Below are 18,726 nucleotides of genomic sequence, written 5' to 3'. Positions count from 1 at the left end.
ATGCGCCTGGTCCCGCTGGTCCTGACCGTTTCGGCCGCCGTCGGCTGCTCGGCAACGGCGGTGGCCGACGATGAGCCGACACCCGTCGGTCGTACTTTCGTGTCCGTCGCGGTGACCGGTGAGCAGATACCCGGCGACGGACCGCTCACCGTGACCTTCGCCGACGGACAGCTCCGCACGTTCGCCGGTTGCAATCACGGGTCCGGCCCCGTCGACCTCAGCGGTGGCCGGGTGGTCACGCAGCTGGCCACCACGATGATGGCCTGCCCGCCGCCGATCGGGGACGCCGACGCCTGGGTGGACCGGTTGTTCCGGGCGCAGCCGTCGTGGGCGCTGTCCGGGGACACCCTCACGCTGTCCGGCCCGACGGCAACCGTCACACTGCGCGACAAGAAGGTGGTCGACCCGGATCGGCCGCTGATCGGCACCAGTTGGCGGGTGGACACCCTGCTCACCGCGCAGGCCGCCACGACGTCGATGGCGCTGGAACAGGCGAAGCCCGGACTGACCCTGCGTCCCGACCACACCGTCACCGGGTGGACCGGATGCAACACCTTCTACGGCCGCGTCGACGTCACCGGTGACACCGCGACGTTCGGGCCGTTGAACCTCAGCGGCCCGGCGTGCACCGGCGAGGTCGGTGACATCGAACGCTCGATCCTGCGGGCGCTCACCGGTTCGGTGACGGCGTCGATCGATGCCGACCGCCTGACCCTGACAGGCGCCGAAGGCACCGGATTGGTGCTGCGCGCCGAGTAGCATCGCGCCATGCGCGGCGCGAAGATCCTCATCACCGGAGCGACCGGACAGGTCGCCGCACCGCTGGCGATATCGCTGGCGGCCGAGAACGAGGTGTGGGGCATCGCCCGGTTCACCGACGCCGCGGCTCGGGAGAACTTGGAGCGGGCCGGAATCCGCTGCGTGCCGACAAACCTGACCGCGGGCGACTTCAGCGGTGTGCCCGCCGATGTCGACTATGTCCTCAATCTGGCGGTGGCCAAGAGCGGACGATGGGACAAAGATCTGGCGGCCAACGCCGAATCGGTGGGTCTGCTGATGGCGCACTGTCCCGACGCGAAAGCGTTCCTGCACTGTTCGTCGGCCGCGGTATACGACCCGCCCGATGACGATCCCCGCGCCGAGTCGGCCGCGCTGGGCGACAACCACAAGTCCATGCTGCCGACCTATTCGATCTCCAAGATCGCCGGTGAGGTGGTGGCCCGGACGATGTCACGGGCACTGGGGGTGCCGACGGTGATCGCACGACTCAATGTGCCGTACGGCGACAACGGGGGCTGGCCGTTCTATCACATGGAGATGATGCGGGCAGGCATCCCGATCCCGGTTCCGCCCGGCGGGCCCGCGTACTACAACCCCATCCACCAGGACGACATTTTCGCGATGCTGCCGCGGATGCTCGCCGCTGCGTCGGTGCCGGCGACGACGGTGAACTGGTGTGGTGACCAGACGGTGAGTCTGCAACAGTGGTGCACCTTCATCGGCGAACTCATCGGCACGGAGCCGGTTTTCGACGTCAGCGATCAGGCGCTGCGCGGCGGGCCCACCGACATCACGCTGATGCATGACCTGGTCGGCACCACGGCTGTGGACTGGCGCGACGGCATCCGCCGGATGGTCGCGGCGTTCCATCCGGAGTTGTTGTCCCGCTAGAGCGGTGAGGCACCACGCAGATGCTCGAAGATCAGTGACGTCTGGGTGCCGGCCACGTCGGCGTCGGCGTTGAGGTTCTCCACCACGAACGACCGCAGGTCCTCGGTGTCACGGGCGGCGACGTGCAGGATGAAATCTTCACCGCCGGCCAGGAAGTACACGTCCATCACCTGGGGCCGCTTGCGGATCTGGGCGATGAAGTCGCGGATACGCCCGCGCGCATGCGATTGCAGGCTCACCGAGATCATGGCCTGCATGGTCAGCCCCACTGCCGCCGGATCGATATCGGTGTAGAAACCGCGGATCACGCCGATCTCCTGCAACCGGCGCAGCCGACCGTGGCAGGTCGAGGGGGCGATGCCGACGGTCTCGGCCAGCGCGCTGTTGGAGATGCGGGCATCGGCGTGCAGGGCCAGCAACATCCGCCGGTCGATATCGTCGAGCTCGGCGGGCCGAACATCCTTCGGCGCAGGCGCCACACGTACTCGCCCCGGTGCTGATTGTTCGCGCATAGTGCGATCTTAACGAATTAACATCAGAGTCATTGCCCATGGACCGAAGGTTCTTCACACTGATACGCAGAAAACCACCGGTCCACACAGGAGTATGAAATGCGCGTCGGCATTCCGACCGAGATCAAGAACAACGAGTTCCGCGTCGCCATCACCCCCGCGGGTGTGGCCGAACTGACCCGCCGCGGGCACGACGTCCTCATTCAGGCCGGCGCCGGTGAAGGTTCGGCGCTGTCGGACAGCGATTACAAGGCCGTCGGTGCCGAGATCGTTGCGACCGCCGACCAGGTGTGGGCCGAGGCCGACCTGCTGCTGAAGGTCAAGGAGCCCATCGAGGCCGAATACGCCCGGCTGCGCAAGGGCCAGACCCTGTTCACCTACCTGCACCTGGCCGCGTCCAAGCCGTGCACGGACGCGCTGCTGGCTTCGGGCACCACTTCCATTGCGTACGAGACGGTGCAGACCGCCGATGGCGCACTGCCGCTGCTGGCCCCGATGAGCGAGGTCGCGGGCCGGCTCTCCGCCCAGGTCGGGGCCTACCATCTGATGCGTACCCAGGGCGGGCGCGGCGTGCTGATGGGCGGCGTGCCCGGCGTCGCCCCGGCCAAGGTGGTCGTCATCGGCGGCGGTATGGCCGGCGACAACGCCGCCGCCGTGGCGTGGGGCATGGGCGCCCATGTCACCGTGTTCGACCTGAACGTCAACACCCTGCGCAAGATCGACGCCGAGTACGGCGGTGCGATCGAGACCCGTTACTCGTCGAGCCTGGATCTCGAAGAGGCGGTCAAGCAGGCCGACCTGGTGATCGGCGCGGTGCTGGTGCCCGGCGCCAAGGCGCCCAAGCTGGTCACCAATGCGACTGTGGCACAGATGAAGTCCGGTGCGGTGCTGGTCGACATCGCCATCGACCAGGGCGGCTGCTTCGAGGATTCTCGGCCGACCACCCACGACGATCCGACCTTCGCCGTGCACGACACCGTGTTCTACTGCGTGGCCAACATGCCCGGCGCGGTGCCGCGCACGTCGACCTACGCGCTGACCAATGCGACCATGCCGTACGTGCTCAAGCTGGCCGACAAGGGCTGGCAGGCCGCGTGTGCCGCCGACGCCGCACTGGCCAAGGGCCTGTCGACCCACGAGGGCGCGCTGCTCAACGAGCACGTCGCCAACGATCTCGACCTGCCGTTCACCGATCCGGCGACCGTGCTGGCCTGACCTTTTCACCCCTACCGTCGCCCGGCTGGATCTTCCGGCCGGGCGACGCTGTTCTCACGGGTGGTTCGGGCCCAGCAGGTGGGGCAGCACCAGGCCGGCGAGCTCGCCGATCAGCGGGCGCAGCGCATCGGCCTTCGGATCGTCGGTGGCCGAGCGCGTCATGATCGCCAGCAGTACGCGCCGGCCATCGGGTCCATAGGCGATGCCGACGTCGTTGGTGCTGCCGTAGTCACCCGCGCCGGTCTTGTCCGCCGTGCTCCAACCCGGCGGCAGCCCGGCCCGCATGCTCGACGTTTCGTTGGCCCGCATCCACTGCTCCAGCAGCGACCGGTGGGCCGGCGTGAGCGTTTCGCCGGTCAGCAGCGCACGGTAGCCGGCGCCCAATGCCGCCGGTGTGCTGGTGTCCCGGGGGTCGCCGGGAATCGCCGAATTCAGCTCGGTCTCCCAACGGTCCAGCCGGGTCCGCTCATCCCCGATGCTGCGGGCGAACGCGGTAATAGCTTGCGGACCGCCGAGCCGCCTGAGCAGCAGATTGGCCGCCGTGTTGTCGCTCACCTGAAGCGCCGCCTGGCACAGATCGGCGAGCGTCATCTCGGTGCCGGCTCGCGGCCCGGTGCGCGGTGAGTTCGCGACCACGGCAGCCGGATCGACGAATTCGGTGGCATCGAGTGTGAATTCACCGCTGCTCACACCCTGCAATATCCGGCCGGCCGCGTAGGCCTTGAAGGTCGAACACATGGCGAAGGACTCGTCGGCGCGGTGCGACACCAGCCCCGGTCCGTCCAGGCTGACCGCCGACAAGCCGACCAGGGCGTCGTACTTCCGTTCCAGGGCACCGATCCGCTGATCGAGTGGGGATCCGGGGTCGGCGTGCACCCGCGCCGTGGTGCACACGGCCGCGGCGAAGGTCAGGCCACCGATCAGAGCGCTACGTCGGGACAGTCGCATGCCCCGACCCTACCGATCAGGCCTCGACGGTCAACCGGAGATATGCCGGAGACGTTGCGGCAGTGCGCGTTTCGATTTGTACGGGCCCAGTACGGCGGCACCCAGCGGTTTGGTGAGCAGCTTGCGAGCCACCGCATTGACCTCGTCGAGGGTCACGGCGTCGATCTGCGCCAGGGTCTGGGCGATGGTGCGGTGTGCGCCGTAGTTGAGTTCACTACGCCCCATCCGGTGCATCCTCGAGCCCGAATCCTCCAGGCCCAGCACCAATCCGCCACGTAGCGAACCCTTGGCAATCCGGCATTCGGCTTCGGTGATTCCGTCGCGAGCCACGTCGGCGAGCACCTCGGTGGCCAGTCGCACCACCTCGTCGAAGCGTTCGGGCAGGCACGCGGCGTACACCGACAGCGCACCGGCGTCGGCGAACATGTCGATGGTCGAGTACACCGAGTACGCCAGTCCCCTGGTCTCCCGGATCTGTTGGAACAGACGCGAACTCAGTCCCCCGCCGAGCGCGTTGTTGAGCACCGACAGCGCCCAGCGGTGTTCCCAGTACCGCCCGGGAGTGCGCACGCCCGCCAGCACGTGGCTCTGCTCCGAGTCGCGGTTGACCAGCAGCAGGCCCGGCTCCCCGGGAACCCGACCGGCGCCCTTGCGGTGCGGCTGCGGGCTGCGCCCGGCAACCAGGTGCGGGCCGAAGTATTCCTTGGCGAGCGCGACCACGTGCTTGTGATCGATATTGCCGGCCACGGCGAGCACCATGCGCTCGGGCGTGTACCTGCGGACGTGGAAGGAATGCAGCTGCGCGCGGGTCATCGCCTCGATGGACTCGGTGCTGCCGATCACCGGACGGCCGACGGGGTGATCACCGAACATCGCGGACAGGAACACGTCACCGAGCGTGTCTTCCGGATCGTCGTCACGCATGGCGATCTCTTCGAGCACCACGTCACGTTCCACCTCGACGTCCTCGGCGGCGCAACGGCCGCGCAACACGACATCGGCCACCAGGTCGACCGCGAGTTCCACGTCGGTGTCCAGCACATGCGCGTAGTAGCAGGTGTGCTCACGCGCGGTGAACGCGTTGAGCTCGCCGCCCACCGCGTCCACCGACTGTGCGATGTCGACCGCCGAGCGGGTCGGCGTCGACTTGAAGAGCAGGTGCTCCAGGAAATGCGCGGCGCCGGCCACCGACGGACCCTCGTCGCGAGATCCGACCCCGACCCACACCCCGACCGAGGCGGAGTGCACGGACGGGATGTACTCGGTGACCACCCGCAACCCTCCGGGCAGTGTGGTGATCCGCACTGCCTCGGAGGTTTGCGCGCCGCCGGAACCGCGGCGCAATCCCGAACTACGCGTCAGCGGTCGCGGCATCTTCTGCTGCGGGCGCAGTGGGGGCTTCGCCGTTGGCCTCGCCTTCCTCAGCGACCAGCACCAGCGAGATCTTGCCGCGGTTGTCGATATCGGCGATCTCGACGCGCAGCTTGTCGCCGACCTTGACCACATCCTCGACCTTGGCGATGCGCTTGCCGCGGCCCAGCTTGCTGATGTGCACCAGCCCGTCGCGGCCCGGCAGCAAGGACACGAAGGCACCGAAGTCGGTGGTCTTCACGACCGTGCCGAGGAACCGCTCGCCGACCTTGGGCAGCTGCGGGTTGGCGATGGCGTTGATCTTGTCGATCGCGGCCTGGGCCGCCTCGCCGTTGCTGGCGCCGACGAACACCGTGCCGTCGTCCTCGATGGAGATCGAGGCGCCGGTCTCCTCGGTGATCGAGTTGATCATCTTGCCCTTGGGCCCGATCACCTCGCCGATCTTGTCGACCGGCACCTTGATGGTGGTGATCCGCGGCGCGTACGGGCTCATCTCGTCGGGCTCGTCGATGGCCTCGGCCATCACCTCGAGGATGGTGGTGCGGGCATCCTTGGCCTGGCTCAGCGCACCGGCCAGCACCTGGGACGGGATACCGTCCAGCTTGGTGTCCAGCTGCAGCGCGGTGACGAAGTCCTTGGTGCCGGCGACCTTGAAGTCCATGTCGCCGAACGCGTCCTCGGCACCCAGGATGTCGGTCAGCGCGACGTAGCGGGTTTCACCATCAACCTCGTCGGACACCAGGCCCATGGCGATACCGGCCACCGGCGCCTTCAGCGGCACACCGGCGTTCAGCAGCGACAGCGTCGAGGCGCACACCGAGCCCATCGAGGTGGAACCGTTGGAGCCCAACGCTTCCGACACCTGGCGGATGGCGTAGGGGAACTCTTCGACCGACGGCAGCACCGGCATCAGCGCGCGCTCAGCCAGCGCGCCGTGGCCGATCTCGCGGCGCTTCGGGGAACCGACCCGGCCGGTCTCACCGGTGGAGAACGGCGGGAAGTTGTAGTGGTGCATGTAGCGCTTGGTGGTCTCCGGCCCCAGCGAGTCGATCTGCTGGGCCATCTTGACCATGTCGAGGGTGGTGACACCCATGATCTGGGTCTCACCGCGCTCGAACAGGGCGCTGCCGTGCGCCCGCGGGATGACCGCGACCTCGGCGCTCAGCGCGCGGATATCGGTGATCCCACGGCCGTCGATGCGGAAGTGATCGGTCAGGATGCGCTGGCGCACAAGCTTCTTGGTCAACGACCGGTAAGCGGCGCCGATCTCCTTCTCACGGCCCTCGAATTGACCGGCGAGACGCTCGAGCACCTCGCCCTTGATCTCGTCGGTGCGGGCGTCGCGCTCGGCCTTACCCGCGATCGCCAACGCCTCGGACAGCGCGTCGGTGGCCACCGCGGCCACGGCGTCGAAAGCATCGTCGGCGTAGTCCGGGAACAGCGGGTAGTCGGCGGTTTCCTTACCGGCGGCGGCGTGCAGCTCTTCCTGCGCCGTGCACAGCGCGGCGATGAACGGCTTGGCGGCCTCCAGGCCCTCGGCCACCACGGCTTCCGTCGGCGCACCGGCGCCACCGTTGATCAGTTCGATGACGTTGTCGGTGGCCTCAGCCTCGACCATCATGATCGCGACGTCGTCCCCGGCCTTACGGCCCGCGACGACCATGTCGAACACAGCCTTCTCCAGCTGCTCGACGGTGGGGAACGCCACCCACTGGCCCTCGATCAGGGCGACGCGCACGCCGCCGACGGGGCCGGAGAACGGCAGACCGGCGATCTGCGTGGACGCCGACGCGGCGTTGATGGCCAGCACGTCGTACAGATCTTTGGGATCCAGGCTCAGCACGGTGACCACGACCTGGATCTCGTTGCGCAGGCCCGACACGAAGGTGGGGCGCAGCGGCCGGTCGATCAGCCGGCAGGTCAGGATCGCGTCGGTGGAGGGCCGACCTTCCCGACGGAAGAACGAGCCGGGGATGCGACCCGCGGCGTACATCCGCTCCTCGACGTCGATGGTGAGCGGGAAGAAGTCGAAATGATCCTTGGGGGTCTTGCTCGCGGTGGTGGCGCTGAGCAACATGGTCTCGTCGTCGAGGTAGGCGACGACGGAGCCGGCGGCCTGCCGGGCCAACCGGCCGGTCTCGAAGCGGATGGTGCGGGTGCCGAAGCTCCCGTTGTCGATGACGGCGGTCGATTCGAAGACGCCTTCGTCGGTTTCAACTGCAGACATAGGTGTCCGTACAGCCTCTCTGTCGGGTATTCAACTGTTTCGCGCGTCGAGCGCAACAGATTCCCGTCCTGGATGCGGCTACGGCCGTCGATCGAAGCGGCCGGGAGTCAGAATTCCCGGCAGCCACTACCGAAGACCGCCCGATCCCTCGGACGATGCGTGACGCGCAGGAACGGTGCGCGCTTCACACGCGCGAACCGCACCAAAGTGTCCAGGCCGGTGGCCTAAAACATCCCCATGCTACACCGCGACGTCGCCATCACTGTCAGGCGACGTCCTCGACGCACACGGTGAATTCTCGTTGGTCGTAGGCGTAACCGATCCCGCTGGCGCACTGGTCGACATCGGTCACGCCGTGCAGGATCTGCGTCGCCCGCTGCCGGTGCGGCTGACCACTGTCGCCGCAGTCGACGCGGATGGGGTCACGACCGCGGTCCGGGTCGACGCTCATGCAACCGCCGGTCACCCAGTCGATGTCCATGCAGATGGTGCTACCCACGTCACCGAAGGTGCTGTGCATGGAGTAGTACGAGTCGACGTCGGTCGGGCAGTCGTCACCGGTGGCGACGCTCGCGACGACCTTGTAGTTCGATTCCGGGCTTCCGCACTGAGCCTTGATGGCCTCGGGGCGGTCGACCGGTCCACCGACCTTCAGGCAGTCACCCGCCCGCAGATCCGCGGCGGCGGCCGACGAACAGCCGGTGGCCAGTCCCCCCAACAAACAGAACGCGGCCAGACCAGCCGCGGCTGCGGGTGTCAGCGACGCAGACCGAGGCGCTCGATCAGCGACCGGTACCGCTCGACGTCGACCTGAGCGACGTACTTGAGCAGCCGGCGCCGACGACCGACCAGCAGCAGCAGCCCCCGCCGCGAATGGTGGTCATGCTTGTGCATCTTGAGGTGTTCGGTGAGGTCGGAAATCCGCTTGGTCAGCAGGGCGACCTGAGCCTCCGGCGAACCGGTGTCGGTGTCATGCAGACCGTACTGGCCGAGGATTTCCTTCTTCTGTTCGGCAGTGAGCGCCACGAATACAACTCCATCAAAAAGGTCCGCGAGGATCATCTGGGCGCGGCCGCCGCGAACTGCAGCACGCGCTGGGTCGCCGGGAAGTCTAGCAGCACCCTACTGCGCAGCGAGAATCGTGCGGGCCCGGGCGGTATCGCCCTGCATCGCCACGATCAGGTCGTCCACCGAGTCGAATTTCTCCTGGCCACGCAGGCGGGCCACGAAGTCGACGGCGACGTGCTGGCCGTACAGGTCGGCCTCGGTGTCCAGTACGAAGGCCTCGACGGTGCGGGTGCGGCCGGAGAAGGTCGGGTTGGTGCCCACCGACACCGCCGCCTGGTAGCGCTGCCCGGGCGTCACGGTGCCGACCACCGGGCCGTGGCCCAGGACGGTGAACCAGGCCGCGTACACCCCGTCGGCCGGGATGGCCGAATGCATGGGGGGCGCCACGTTGGCGGTCGGGAAGCCGAGCACCCGGCCGCGGCCGTCACCGCGCACCACCACGCCTTCCACCCGGTGCGGGCGGCCCAGCGCCTCGGCCGCGGCCACCACGTCGCCGGCGTCGACACAGGCACGGATATAGGTCGAGGAGAACGTGACGGTCTCGTCGCGATTGGTGGCCGCGGCCGCCGAGATCTCGGACACCAACGACATTCCCTCGACGGCGAAACCGAACCGCTCACCCGCCTTGCGCAGCAGGTCGACGTTGCCGGCCGCCTTCTTGCCGAAGGTGAAGTTCTCCCCCACCACGACCTCGACGACGTGCAGGCTTTCCACCAGCAGCTCGTGGATGTAGCGCTCGGGCGTCAGTTTCATGAAGTCGGCGGTGAACGGCATCACCAGGAACACGTCGACACCGGTTTCCTCGACGAGTTCGGCGCGGCGGGTCAGGGTGGTCAACTGCGCCGGGTGGCTGCCGGGGAAGACCACTTCCATCGGGTGCGGATCGAAGGTCATCAGCACCGTCGGCACGCCGCGGGAGCGGCCGGATTTGACCGCATGGTTGATCAGTTCGGCGTGGCCGCGATGTACCCCGTCGAACACACCGATCGTGATGACACATCGCCCCCAGTCCGTGGGGATGTCCTCCACGCCCCGCCACCGCTGCACAGCGCAAGCCTACGGCGCGCCGGCCGTGCCGTCTGCGCTGGATCCCCGGATCAGGTGACGATTGCCTAAACTTTGTCGGTGTGAGGCCCCAGTGAGTCCCAATGGCACCCCCCAAGACCTGACGACGGTGGCGCAGGACTACCTCAAAGTCATCTGGACCGCCCAGGAGTGGTCCAGGGAGAAGGTGAGCACCAAGCTGCTCGCCGAACGGATCGGCGTGTCGGCGAGCACGGCGTCCGAGTCGATCCGCAAGCTGGCCGACCAGGGCCTGGTCGACCACGAAAAGTACGGCGCGGTGACGCTCACCGAAGCCGGGCGACGCGCGGCGCTGGCCATGGTGCGCAGGCACCGGCTGATGGAGACCTTCTTGGTGCGTGAACTCGGCTACGGCTGGGACGAGGTGCACGACGAGGCCGAGATCCTGGAGCACGCGGTGTCCGATCGGATGCTGGACCGGATCGACGCGAAGCTCGGCTTTCCGACCCGGGATCCGCACGGGGATCCGATCCCGGCGGCCGACGGGAAGGTGCCGACTCCACCGGCGCGCCAGTTGTCGGCGTGCCACGACGGCGACACCGGGACGGTGGCCCGCATCTCGGACGCCGACCCGGAAATGCTGCGCTATTTCGACAGCGTGGGCATCAGCCTGGACTCACGGCTGCGGGTGCTGGCTCGGCGCGACTTCGCCGGCATGATCTCGGTGGGGATCGAGTCCGCCGATGGCTCGCCTCAAGCCGACGCCACGGTAGATCTGGGAAGCCCTGCGGCGCAGGCGATCTGGGTTGTCCCGTAGGGACTTATCAGCGGACCGAGTGCACCAGGCGCAATTGCGGGCGGGCCTGCTGTGCCTGGGCCTGGGCCTGGGTGGCCAACGCATCCAACCCGGCCAGACTGCCGATCAACTGGCTCACCCCATCGGCTTCCACGGCGTCCAGGATGGCCGGGCTCAGCAGCGCACCGCTGAACTGCGCGCTGGCGGTGATCCACGAACCCGACCCCGCCGGTGAGAGCCGGAACATCAACCGGACCGACAGCCCCTGCAGGCCGGTGCCGGCCAGTTCCATGCGGGTGCCGTCGTCGATACTCTCGACCACCCAGTCCAGGGTGTCGGTGATGCCCAGCATGCGGATCTTGGCGCCCAACCGGGTACCGACCTTCAGACCCTCCGGCGGTTGCGCAACCCAGCTATCGTGCACGGCGAACCACTGGTCCCACGAACGAGGGTCGGTGAGCACCTGCCACACGGCGGCCGGCGCGGCGGCCAGGTGGGATGCGGCGTCGATATGCCCGATCTGCACCTCCCGCTCACGGTGGGAGAAGATGCGCGCGCCATCGCGCTTGGGCGCCGCGCGCCGTCCATCCGCGGCATAACCGAACCACTCGGAGGGATACGCAGGCAGCTGCACGCTCATATCAGTAACAACGCAGTGCGAATACCTGCGGTTCCCAGGAATTCTTGTGGCCCTGGTCTCGAATCGATCACGAAGCGGGAAGCGCCACAAGCCAAACCGCAGGGTTACCATCGGGCACGTCAGTTGCAGCAGCCCCACCGGCCACAAGCATCACAACGTGGCAGGCCGCAGTACCACCACCGACCTGGTGCGCGACGCGCCGTCCTGCAGAAGCGCGATGACTCGGCCGTCCGGAGCGGTGGCGGCGTACACCTCGGCGATCCCCGCCGGTGCCAGCGCCCGACCGTGCCGGGCGTCCTCGGTTTCGGCCGCGGTGAGGTCGCGACGCGGAAAGCCCAGCAGGCAGGCCTCGTCCAGGCTGTAGGACAACCGCGCGTCGTCTTCCAACTGCTCCAAGGTGCGGGCCTCGGCCAGGCCGTACCGGCCAACCTCGGTGCGGCGCAGCGCCGTCAGGTGCCCGCCCACGCCGAGCGTGGCGCCGACATCACGAGCCAGCGCCCGGATATAGGTGCCCGACGAGCAATCCACCTCGACGTCGACATCGACGAAGGTGTCCACCTTGCGCACCGAGAGCACGTCGAACCGGTCGATGCGCACCGGCCGCGCCGCCAGTTCGACGGCCTGCCCCTCGCGCGCCAACTTGTAAGCGCGCTGCCCCCCGACCTTGATGGCACTGACCGCCGAAGGCACCTGTTCGATATCGCCGCGCAGTTCGGACACGGCCGCTTCGATCGCGTCATCGGTGACGTGCGCCGCGGAAACATCCTGTAGCACTTCGCCTTCGGCGTCTTCTGTGGTGGTGGTCCGGCCGAGGCGGATGGTGGCCGCATAGGACTTGTCGGTGGCGGTGAGCAGGCCGAGGATCTTGGTCGCCCGTTCGATACCCACCACCAGCACCCCGGTGGCCATCGGATCCAGTGTTCCGGCGTGTCCCACCTTGCGGGTACCGAAGAACCGCCGGCACCGCCCGACGACATCATGGCTGGTCAGGCCGGCGGGTTTGTCCACGATCACCAGACCGGGCGCCGGGCTCACAGGGTGATCGCCGTCAGTGCGATTCCGTCGGCCACCGACCAGCGCCCGGCCAGCGCGGTCAGGGGCGGACCGGACTCGGCGGCCGGATCGATCAGGATGCGGGACTCGAAAGTCCCTGCCGCACCCGATGAGTCGAGGGTGAACGTGATGTGAGCATCCTCGAAGCCCAGCCACCGGTGCGTCAGTGGAAACCACGCTTTGTAGGTCGCCTCTTTGGCGCAGAACAGGATTCGGTCCCAGTGCAGGCCACCCGGCAGACCGGACAGCTGCACACGCTCGGCCGGCAGGCTGATCGCGTCGAGCACCCCCTTGGGCAGCACATCGTGAGGTTCGGCGTCGATACCCAACGAGCGGACCTCGGCGCTGCGCCCCACCACCGCACCGCGGAAACCCTCGCAGTGGGTCAGACTGCCGACAACCCCGTCCGGCCAGCAGGGTTCGCCCTTGTCGCCCTTCAGAATCGGCGCCGGCGCCACCCCCAGCTCTTCGAGCGCCTGCCTGGCGCAGTACCGAACGGTGACAAACTCGTTGCGCCGCTTGGCCACCGAACGCGCCACCAGCGGCTCCTCCTCCGGCAACGGCGCCAGACCGGGTGGGTCTTCATACGTTTCGGCCGATACCACGACCTCGGGCACCAGGGCACGCAACAGGGCCACGGTCAGTACCCCCGCCGGGCTTTGATGCGCTCCTGCATCTTCTGGGCGTTGTCGCGCATCTCGGCCGTGATCTCGAAATGCCCACCGAATTCGTTGAGGTAGCCGGGCGCATACACCGGATCCGGCAGGATCTGGCGTAACCAGCGATAGGGCTTGCGGCGGCGCCATTCCCGCGGATAGCCGACCGAGACCTCCTCGAACCGCACGCCGTCGTACCACGTGGTGCGCGGGATGTGCAGGTGCCCGTAGACCGAGCAGATGGCGTTGTAGCGGGTGTGCCAGTCCCTGGTGGCGGTGGTACCGCACCACAGCGCGAACTCCGGGTAGAACATCGCATCGCAGGGTTCGCGCACCAACGGGAAATGGTTGACCAGCACGGTCGGGTTCATCCAGTCCAGGTCTTCCAGTCGCTTGCGGGTCTTGGCCACCCGGTCGCGGCACCAGGCGTCGCGGGTGGCGAACGGCTCGGCCGACAGCAGGAACTCGTCGGTGCCGACCACGTTGCGTTCCCTGGCCACGGCCAGGCCCTCGGCCTTGGTGGCGGTGCCCTCGGGCAGGAACGTGTAGTCGTAGAGCAGGAACATCGGCACGATGGTGGCCGGACCGCCCTCCTCGTTCCACACCGGGAACGGGTGCTCGGGAGTCACGATGCCCATCTCGTCGCACATAGTGACCAGGTAGTCGTAGCGCGACTGCCCGAAGATCTGCATCGGGTCCTTGTTGGTGGTCCACAGTTCGTGGTTGCCCGGCACCCAGATCACCTTCGCGAACCGTTTGCGCAGCAGATCCAGCGCCCACCGGATCTCGTCGGTGCGTTCCCCCACGTCGCCGGCAACGATCAGCCAGTCCTCCGGTGAGGACGGGTAGAGCGATTCGGTGACCGGCTTGTTCCCGGTGTGACCGGTGTGCAGGTCGCTGATGGCCCACAGCACGGGCCTGCGCTGTTCTCGTGACGTCGCGGACACAACGGTCCAGCCTACTTGCGGTACCGGGGTCGCGGCGCGACCACGGTCCGAGCAACTAGAACCTGTTCTGATTTATCGTCCGGAGGCCGGGCGCGTCCTTGTACACTCCCCGGCAGTGCTCGGAAGTTCTGAGCCCGTGGAGGGGATGTGATGGCAGCCAAGCTGCGTCTGCTGTCGGCGCTGTGCGCACTCGTCGCGGCGGTGATCGTGGTGTGGCAGGCCAACCCGGTCGGCGCTCCAACCCTGGTCCGAGCGGCCGATCTGCCCATGACGAATGTGTCGACCAGCATCAAATGGCCGGTCATCGAGACCACCGACCCGTCGCCGTTCGATCCGTGCCGGGACATCCCTCTCGACGTCGTGCAGCGCATCGGCCTGGCGTTCACCCCGCCCACCCCGGAGGACGGCCTGCGCTGTCACTACGACGCCGGCAACTATCAGATGGCCGTCGAGGCGTTCGTGTGGCGGACCTACGAGCAAACGCTGCCCGCCGACGCCGTCGAACTCAACATCGGCGGTCACCGCGCGGCCCAGTACTGGATCATGAAGCCCACCGACTGGAACGACCGGTGGTGGATCACCTGCATGATCGCGTTCAAGACCAGCTATGGGGTGCTCCAGCAGTCGCTGTTCTACTCACCCATCCACTCCCCGGACGGTCCGGACTGCCTGCAGACCAACCTGGCGCGGGCCAACGAGCTCGTGCCCTACTACAAGTTCTGACGCTGCGCCCGCCGGTACGGTTCGTTCAGCCGACTGACCGGCGCACCCGCTCCGCGACAGCGGTCAGCGTGTCCTCGTCGTGCACCGCAGCGCCGTAAACCGGGCGCACCGGCAGCTGCAGCCAACTGGCACAGCCCGCGTACTCCGGCATCCTGGGCAACCGGACCGGCTGCACCAGCGGACAGGCCTGCACCACCAATACCGTCAGCCGGTGCCGCGGCCGGAAGTCCACCCGGTCGGCGCGCACGGACTCGGAGGTCCAGATGTGCAAGTCGGCGATCTCGTCGAGGGCCTGTGGGCGGTGCACCGGCACGGCCGCCACCACGCGCGCACCGGCGCGCAGCAGCACCGCATCCTCGGTGCTGTCACGCTCCCCGGTCGCGGCATCCAGCAAGTCTCGATGTTCCGGGCGCACCCGATCGGCGTGACTGTGCGCGACCGTCGGGAACAACAGGAACTCGCCGGCCTGCACCTCGAACCGCTTCTCGTGGATACCGCCCTTGCGCAGCAGCACCGTCTGGCGGCCGGCAAGCAGCGCCCGCACCGCAGCACCCCACTCCTTGAGTGCGAGTGAATTCACTTGGCGCCCAAGCGCGCCCGCACCTCCGGGCGGCGCAGCGGAGGAACCGTCTTGGGTGGCTGGCGGCGCGGCGGCAACTGCCGCAGCAATCGCGTCGTCACCTCGGTGACCTCCGCAACGGCGGCCTCGAAGGCCGCCTCGTTGGCGGCGGTGGGCCGGGTGATGCCGCTGACCTTGCGGATGTACTGGCGCGACGCGGCTTCGATCTCCTCGGCGGTGGCGGCCGGCTCCAGACCCCGCAACTCGGTGATGTTTCGGCACATGGCTCCACGATAGGTTCATCGGCATGACAGCTGCGGACGTTCTCCTCGTCGACACCACCGACCGGGTACGCACCCTGACCCTCAACCGGCCACAGGCGCGCAACGCGCTCTCGGCGCAGCTGCGCACCGCGTTCTACGCCGCACTGCGGGCCGCGGAGACCGACGCCGAGGTCGACGTGGTGATCCTGACCGGGGCCGACCCGGTGTTCTGCGCGGGACTGGACCTCAAAGAGCTCGGCGAGCGCACCGAGCTGCCCGATATCTCGCCGAAGTGGCCGCCGATGACCAAACCCGTCATCGGGGCGATCAACGGCGCCGCGGTCACCGGCGGGCTGGAACTCGCGCTGTACTGCGACATCCTGATCGCGTCGGAGAACGCCCGCTTCGCCGACACCCACGCCCGGGTCGGCCTGCTGCCCACCTGGGGCCTGTCGGTGCGACTGCCGCAGAAGGTCGGCGCCGGACTGGCCCGCCGGATGAGCCTGACCGGTGACTACCTGTCGGCCACCGACGCCCTGCGGGCCGGCCTGGTCACCGAGGTGGTTGCGCACGAGGAGTTGCTGCCCGCGGCCCGCAAGGTGGCCGCCGCGATCGTCGGGAACAACCAGAAAACCGTTCGCGCCCTGCTGGATTCGTATCACCGGATCGACGCCGCGCAGACGCAGGGGGCACTGTGGATCGAGGCCGAATCGGCACGCGCCTGGATGGCCGACACCTCTGGTGACGATATCGCCGCCAACCGGGCGTCGGTGCTCGAGCGGGGCCGCGCGCAGGTTCGCCCCTGACCGATGCTCGTATGAGCAAAAATATGCGCATGTGTTGACGCGGTCTCTTTGCCCTTCCTAACGTGATGGCCGTCACGCGCCCCGATGACGAGGCGCACGTTAGGAGGAGCGATGAGACTGGCAAGGGTGGCGGCGGCGGTGGCCATCGCGGCGACCACGGTGATCGGTTCGGCCGCCTGCACGATGCCCGGTGACAAGGGCACCGGCGGTGGCACCGCGACGGGTGACGGGCCCATCAAGATCGGGTTCAGCCAGGCCACCCAGCAGAGCCCCTTCTACGTCGCGCTCACCGATGCTGCCAAGCAGGCCGCCGAGCAGGACGGCAACCAGCTTTTCTTCGCCGACGCCAACGGGGATGTCACCAAACAGAACAACGACGTCCAAGACCTCATCACCCGCGGCATCAATGTGCTGGTGATCAACCCCGTCGACCCCAAGGGCGTCGCCCCGTCCATGGCCGCCGCGGCGGCCGCGGGCATCAAGGTGGTCACCGTCGACCGGCCCGTCGAGAACGGCGCGGCGGCATTCGTCGGACGGGACAACAAGGCGATGGGTCAGACGGTGGGCGAGGCCGCGGTCGCGGCGCTGGGTCCCGCGGGCGGCAAGATCGTCGAGATCCAGGGCGATGCCGGTGGCGCCGTGGCCCGCGATCGCCACGACGGTTTCGCCGCCGCGGTGGCGGGTCGGCCCAACATCAGCGTGATCGACGGACCTTACTGCGACTACATCCGGTCCAAGGCGGTCACCGCGATGCAGGATCTGCTGCAGGCCCACCCGGACGTGAAGGCCGTCTACGCCCAGAACGACGACATGGCACTCGGCGCGCTGCAGGTGCTCGACGAGAACAACCGCCGTGACGTATTGGTGTTCGGTGTCGACGGGCTGATGGAGGCCGTGCGCGCCATCGCTGGTGGCAACCAGTACGTGGCCACCGCGCTCAACGATCCCAACACCGAGGGACAGCTCGCCGTGCAGACCGCCGTCAAGGTCGCCAAGGGCGAATCGGTCCCCGAATTCATCGATGCGGGAACCGGATTGGTCGACAAAGCGAATGCCGCGGCACTGGTGGGTGACACCACGTTCGCCAAGGCACCCGCGCCGCCGGCCTGACCCGGACCCCGATTTCGCCAACCCGAGAGCTCAGGAGATTCCCATTCATGACCACTGAAGCACCGACCCGTCGCCTGGCGGGCGACGATGTCCTCCCGCAGACCATGACTGCCGCCGTGATGCACGCCCCCGGCGACATCAGGGTCGAAGACGTCGCGGTACCCCGGCCCGGACCGGGACAGGTGCTGCTCAAGGTGGCCGCCTGCGGGGTCTGCGGATCGGACATCCCTCGCATGTTGCGCAACGGCGGGTACGTCATGCCGATCATCTGCGGTCACGAATTCTCCGGCTGGATCGCCGAACTCGGCGCCGGTGTCACCGGTTTCGAGGTCGGCGAGCTGGTCTCCGTACCGCCGCTGATCCCCTGCCGCACCTGCGATTTCTGCCTCAAGGGTGCGTTCGGGCTGTGCGAGAACTACGACTACTTCGGCAGTCGCAGCGACGGCGCCTACGCGCAGTACGTGGTGTCGCCGGTGGGCAACCTGCTCAAACTGCCCGCCGGGATCGATCCCCGCGCCGCGGCCATGATCGACCCGGCGGCCATCGCCTTGCACGGGCTGTGGAAGACCGGGTTGCGCGCCGGGCACCGCGTGCTGGTCATCGGCGCCGGACCGATCGGGCTGTTCGCGGTCCAGTGGGCCCGGCTGCACGGCGCGACCGAGGTCGTCACCGTCGACCTGAGCGAGGAGAAGGCCGCCATGGCGCGCGAGGCCGGTGCCACCGCCGCCGTGCAGAGCGCCGACGAGGCCAGGGCACTGGGCGGGCGCGGATTCGACATCGTGCTGGAATCCGCGGGGGTACCGGCGACGGCCGACATGGCGGCCGGCCTCACCGGCCCGCACGGGCACGCGGTGTTCATCGGCATCCCGCATGCGCCGGTGCCGCTGGGCAAGGACACCTTCAACCAGTTCATGCGGTTGGAGGCCAGCCTGCACGGGTCGTGGAACTCCTTCTCGGCGCCGTTCCCCGGCGACGAGTGGCGCACCTCGGCGCAACTGATGTCCACCGGAGCGCTCAAGTGGGAGTTCATGATCACCCATGAGCTGCCCCTGTCGGCGCTGCCGCAGACCATGCACCAACTCGGCGAACGATCGATCTTCTCGTCGAAGGTACTGTTCCTGCCCAACGAGGACTGACC

General features: G+C 67.9%; 21 protein-coding genes. 8 read left to right on the top strand and 13 right to left on the bottom strand.

Annotated elements, in window-relative coordinates; all coding sequences use genetic code 11:
* Both SBI67_RS22645 and SBI67_RS22640 read left to right on the top strand, forming a co-directional pair.
* Positions 1 to 759, top strand: a complete 759-nt coding sequence (locus SBI67_RS22645) for an META domain-containing protein (protein WP_318982724.1) — start codon at positions 1 to 3, stop codon at positions 757 to 759.
* A gap of 9 nt (positions 760 to 768) precedes the next feature.
* A complete protein-coding gene (locus tag SBI67_RS22640; protein WP_318982723.1) occupies positions 769 to 1,671 on the top strand; it encodes an NAD-dependent epimerase/dehydratase family protein in 903 nt (300 codons plus the stop codon).
* Here SBI67_RS22640 and aldR read toward each other — a convergent pair.
* On the bottom strand, positions 1,668 to 2,183 hold the full coding sequence (aldR, locus tag SBI67_RS22635) for an HTH-type transcriptional regulator AldR (RefSeq protein WP_318982722.1): 516 nt from the start codon (positions 2,181 to 2,183) through the stop codon (positions 1,668 to 1,670). The genes SBI67_RS22640 and aldR overlap by 4 nt on opposite strands.
* Positions 2,184 to 2,282: 99 nt before the next feature.
* Between aldR and ald the strand changes: the two genes are divergently transcribed.
* Complete coding sequence (gene ald / locus SBI67_RS22630; protein ID WP_318982721.1) at positions 2,283 to 3,398, top strand: alanine dehydrogenase; 1,116 nt, start codon at positions 2,283 to 2,285, stop codon at positions 3,396 to 3,398.
* Positions 3,399 to 3,452: 54 nt separating this feature from the next.
* Here ald and bla read toward each other — a convergent pair whose 3' ends face one another.
* From bla to SBI67_RS22600, 6 genes are all read right to left on the bottom strand, one after another.
* Positions 3,453 to 4,346, bottom strand: a complete 894-nt coding sequence (gene bla, locus SBI67_RS22625) for a class A beta-lactamase (RefSeq protein WP_318982720.1) — start codon at positions 4,344 to 4,346, stop codon at positions 3,453 to 3,455.
* 30 nt (positions 4,347 to 4,376) lie between these two features.
* A complete protein-coding gene (locus tag SBI67_RS22620) occupies positions 4,377 to 5,720 on the bottom strand; it encodes a M16 family metallopeptidase (protein WP_318982719.1) in 1,344 nt (447 codons plus the stop codon).
* Entirely contained in the window at positions 5,698 to 7,944 is a 2,247-nt protein-coding gene (locus SBI67_RS22615; RefSeq protein WP_318982718.1) for a polyribonucleotide nucleotidyltransferase, read from the bottom strand. Before SBI67_RS22615 ends, SBI67_RS22620 begins: the two co-directional genes overlap by 23 nt.
* A gap of 265 nt (positions 7,945 to 8,209) precedes the next feature.
* A complete protein-coding gene (gene lppU, locus SBI67_RS22610) occupies positions 8,210 to 8,704 on the bottom strand; it encodes an LppU family putative lipoprotein (protein ID WP_489685573.1) in 495 nt (164 codons plus the stop codon).
* The gene (gene rpsO / locus SBI67_RS22605; RefSeq protein ID WP_090356648.1) at positions 8,701 to 8,970 is read right to left on the bottom strand and encodes a 30S ribosomal protein S15; all 270 of its coding nucleotides are present in this window, start codon (positions 8,968 to 8,970) and stop codon (positions 8,701 to 8,703) included. The genes lppU and rpsO overlap by 4 nt, the downstream gene beginning before the upstream one ends.
* 96 nt (positions 8,971 to 9,066) lie before the next feature.
* Positions 9,067 to 10,059 carry a bifunctional riboflavin kinase/FAD synthetase gene (locus SBI67_RS22600; RefSeq protein ID WP_318982716.1) on the bottom strand — a complete coding sequence of 331 codons (993 nt, stop codon included), beginning with the start codon at positions 10,057 to 10,059 and terminating at the stop codon, positions 9,067 to 9,069.
* Positions 10,060 to 10,150: 91 nt separating this feature from the next.
* Here SBI67_RS22600 and mntR point away from each other — a divergent pair, with 91 nt between their 5' ends.
* Positions 10,151 to 10,852: a manganese-binding transcriptional regulator MntR gene (mntR, locus tag SBI67_RS22595; RefSeq protein ID WP_318982715.1), complete on the top strand. Its 702-nt coding sequence runs from the start codon at positions 10,151 to 10,153 to the stop codon at positions 10,850 to 10,852.
* A 7-nt stretch (positions 10,853 to 10,859) separates the two neighbouring features.
* On the opposite strand, the gene SBI67_RS22590 is transcribed toward mntR, so the two are convergent.
* The 4 genes from SBI67_RS22590 to SBI67_RS22575 form a co-directional block, all read right to left on the bottom strand.
* Complete coding sequence (locus tag SBI67_RS22590) at positions 10,860 to 11,465, bottom strand: type II toxin-antitoxin system Rv0910 family toxin (RefSeq protein WP_318982714.1); 606 nt, start codon at positions 11,463 to 11,465, stop codon at positions 10,860 to 10,862.
* 156 nt (positions 11,466 to 11,621) lie between these two features.
* On the bottom strand, positions 11,622 to 12,506 hold the full coding sequence (truB, locus tag SBI67_RS22585) for a tRNA pseudouridine(55) synthase TruB (RefSeq protein ID WP_318982713.1): 885 nt from the start codon (positions 12,504 to 12,506) through the stop codon (positions 11,622 to 11,624).
* Positions 12,503 to 13,168, bottom strand: coding sequence for a 4'-phosphopantetheinyl transferase PptT (gene pptT / locus SBI67_RS22580; protein WP_318983025.1), 666 nt, complete (start codon positions 13,166 to 13,168; stop codon positions 12,503 to 12,505). The genes truB and pptT overlap by 4 nt, the downstream gene beginning before the upstream one ends.
* On the bottom strand, positions 13,165 to 14,127 hold the full coding sequence (locus tag SBI67_RS22575) for an ACP phosphodiesterase PptH (RefSeq protein WP_318982712.1): 963 nt from the start codon (positions 14,125 to 14,127) through the stop codon (positions 13,165 to 13,167). The genes pptT and SBI67_RS22575 overlap by 4 nt, the downstream gene beginning before the upstream one ends.
* 150 nt (positions 14,128 to 14,277) lie before the next feature.
* Here SBI67_RS22575 and SBI67_RS22570 point away from each other — a divergent pair, with 150 nt between their 5' ends.
* Complete coding sequence (locus SBI67_RS22570) at positions 14,278 to 14,850, top strand: DUF3558 domain-containing protein (RefSeq protein ID WP_318982711.1); 573 nt, start codon at positions 14,278 to 14,280, stop codon at positions 14,848 to 14,850.
* Between the two features lie 25 nt (positions 14,851 to 14,875).
* Here the strand turns inward: SBI67_RS22570 and SBI67_RS22565 are convergent, their stop codons facing one another.
* Positions 14,876 to 15,430 carry a DUF1802 family protein gene (locus SBI67_RS22565; protein ID WP_318982710.1) on the bottom strand — a complete coding sequence of 185 codons (555 nt, stop codon included), beginning with the start codon at positions 15,428 to 15,430 and terminating at the stop codon, positions 14,876 to 14,878.
* Entirely contained in the window at positions 15,427 to 15,693 is a 267-nt protein-coding gene (locus SBI67_RS22560; protein ID WP_318982709.1) for a DUF2277 family protein, read from the bottom strand. Before SBI67_RS22560 ends, SBI67_RS22565 begins: the two co-directional genes overlap by 4 nt.
* A gap of 23 nt (positions 15,694 to 15,716) precedes the next feature.
* On the opposite strand from SBI67_RS22560, the gene SBI67_RS22555 reads away from it, so the two are divergent.
* From SBI67_RS22555 to SBI67_RS22545, 3 genes are all read left to right on the top strand, one after another.
* Positions 15,717 to 16,478, top strand: coding sequence for an enoyl-CoA hydratase (locus SBI67_RS22555; RefSeq protein WP_318982708.1), 762 nt, complete (start codon positions 15,717 to 15,719; stop codon positions 16,476 to 16,478).
* Between the two features lie 111 nt (positions 16,479 to 16,589).
* Entirely contained in the window at positions 16,590 to 17,588 is a 999-nt protein-coding gene (locus tag SBI67_RS22550; protein ID WP_318982707.1) for a substrate-binding domain-containing protein, read from the top strand.
* Positions 17,589 to 17,635: 47 nt separating this feature from the next.
* A complete protein-coding gene (locus tag SBI67_RS22545; protein WP_318982706.1) occupies positions 17,636 to 18,724 on the top strand; it encodes a galactitol-1-phosphate 5-dehydrogenase in 1,089 nt (362 codons plus the stop codon).
* Positions 18,725 to 18,726 lie beyond the last annotated feature (2 nt).

The organism is Mycolicibacterium chengduense (genome assembly GCF_033741155.1).
In the GTDB taxonomy this organism is placed as follows: Bacteria; Actinomycetota; Actinomycetes; order Mycobacteriales; family Mycobacteriaceae; genus Mycobacterium.
This window is presented reverse-complemented; position numbering and strand designations above follow the sequence as displayed.

Excerpts from the sequence above, each read along its gene's own strand:
- SBI67_RS22645 (WP_318982724.1), top strand. The coding sequence starts at position 1 with ATGCGCCTGGTCCCGCTGGTCCTGACCGTTTCGGCCGCCGTCGGCTGC.
- SBI67_RS22640 (WP_318982723.1), top strand. The coding sequence starts at position 769 with ATGCGCGGCGCGAAGATCCTCATCACCGGAGCGACCGGACAGGTCGCC.
- aldR (WP_318982722.1), bottom strand. The coding sequence starts at position 2,183 with ATGCGCGAACAATCAGCACCGGGGCGAGTACGTGTGGCGCCTGCGCCG.
- ald (WP_318982721.1), top strand. The coding sequence starts at position 2,283 with ATGCGCGTCGGCATTCCGACCGAGATCAAGAACAACGAGTTCCGCGTC.
- bla (WP_318982720.1), bottom strand. The coding sequence starts at position 4,346 with ATGCGACTGTCCCGACGTAGCGCTCTGATCGGTGGCCTGACCTTCGCC.
- SBI67_RS22620 (WP_318982719.1), bottom strand. The coding sequence starts at position 5,720 with ATGCCGCGACCGCTGACGCGTAGTTCGGGATTGCGCCGCGGTTCCGGC.
- SBI67_RS22615 (WP_318982718.1), bottom strand. The coding sequence starts at position 7,944 with ATGTCTGCAGTTGAAACCGACGAAGGCGTCTTCGAATCGACCGCCGTC.
- SBI67_RS22570 (WP_318982711.1), top strand. The coding sequence starts at position 14,278 with ATGGCAGCCAAGCTGCGTCTGCTGTCGGCGCTGTGCGCACTCGTCGCG.
- SBI67_RS22560 (WP_318982709.1), bottom strand. The coding sequence starts at position 15,693 with ATGTGCCGAAACATCACCGAGTTGCGGGGTCTGGAGCCGGCCGCCACC.
- SBI67_RS22555 (WP_318982708.1), top strand. The coding sequence starts at position 15,717 with ATGACAGCTGCGGACGTTCTCCTCGTCGACACCACCGACCGGGTACGC.
- SBI67_RS22550 (WP_318982707.1), top strand. The coding sequence starts at position 16,590 with ATGAGACTGGCAAGGGTGGCGGCGGCGGTGGCCATCGCGGCGACCACG.
- SBI67_RS22545 (WP_318982706.1), top strand. The coding sequence starts at position 17,636 with ATGACCACTGAAGCACCGACCCGTCGCCTGGCGGGCGACGATGTCCTC.